This is a genomic window from Bradyrhizobium jicamae (assembly GCF_001440395.1).
Taxonomy (GTDB): domain Bacteria; phylum Pseudomonadota; class Alphaproteobacteria; order Rhizobiales; family Xanthobacteraceae; genus Bradyrhizobium; species Bradyrhizobium jicamae.
In genome coordinates this window covers 67798-68738 of sequence record NZ_LLXZ01000176.1, presented here as the reverse complement: position 1 = coordinate 68738, position 941 = coordinate 67798, and the positions used below count along the sequence as shown (strand labels likewise).

Here is a 941-nt window from a genome sequence, read left to right as displayed (position 1 = left end):
GAATTGCCGGCCGGGCCGCGGGCGTTGCTCGCAGGTGGCGGCGTGAACTGCGGCGCGGCGCGGCCGCGGCGTGGCGGCGGCTCGATGTCAGCGTCATCGGACCGGGACCCGAACGGGCCGAGCCACGCATCAAGCACCCGGCCCATCTTGCCTTTTTTCTTGCGCTTCGGCCGCGCGGTGCGCGGACGCCGCACGCCCGGACGATCGTCCTGCGGCGGACGGCGAAGTCGCTGGTCCTGCACGTTGTCCTGCTCGAAAGCCTGCCGCAATCGCTGCAGTTCGAGGATCAGCGCCTGGCCCTGCGGCGCCGCGACGTCTTCCTCCGTTCCACCGAAGGGGCGTCGCGCGACCCTTTCATCGCTATGCACGTGATCAAACCCCTTCATGATGGCACGCTCTCAGCAAGTGCTGCGCGCGGTTCTGCCTTTGCCTGTGCCGGGGCCGGCGGCGATCCCGGCGCTCCCTTTGCGTTGGCGTTGCGGACCCGTGCGAACACCTCTTCGCGCGGGCCGAATGCGATCGCCTTGCCCTCATACAGCACCATCGTCATGTCCAGCGCGGAGAGCGCGCTCGGGCGATGCGAGATGACGACGACGATGGATTTGCTCTGGCGCATGATGGCGATGGCGCGGGTCAGGGCGTTCTCGCCGTCGGCATCGAGATTGGCGTTGGGCTCGTCGAGTACGATCAGGAACGGATCGCCGAACACCGCCCGCGCGAGACCTACCCGCTGCTTCTGGCCGGCCGACAGCGAGATGCCGCCGGCTCCGATTCGCGTCGCATAACCTTCCGGCAGGCGCAGGATGATGTCGTGGACGCCGGCGATCTGCGCGGCCTTGAGGATGGAATCCGAGCTCGCGTTCTCGTCGAACCGGCAGATGTTCTCCGCCACGGTGCCGTCGAACAGGCCGACATCCTGCGGCAGATAGCCGATGTGCCGG

Annotated in this window: 1 protein-coding gene and 1 pseudogene; both read right to left on the bottom strand. The window is 68.0% G+C overall.

All coding sequences use genetic code 11. The annotated features are described in order from the left end of the window. Window positions 1-386 (bottom strand): annotated as a pseudogene (locus CQ12_RS29485) (hypothetical protein); the annotation flags it as partial. Beyond that, a partial coding sequence (locus tag CQ12_RS46815) for an ATP-binding cassette domain-containing protein (protein WP_245310228.1) occupies window positions 383-941 on the bottom strand: 559 nt, incomplete at its 5' end. The gene CQ12_RS46815 and the pseudogene CQ12_RS29485, both read right to left, overlap by 4 nt.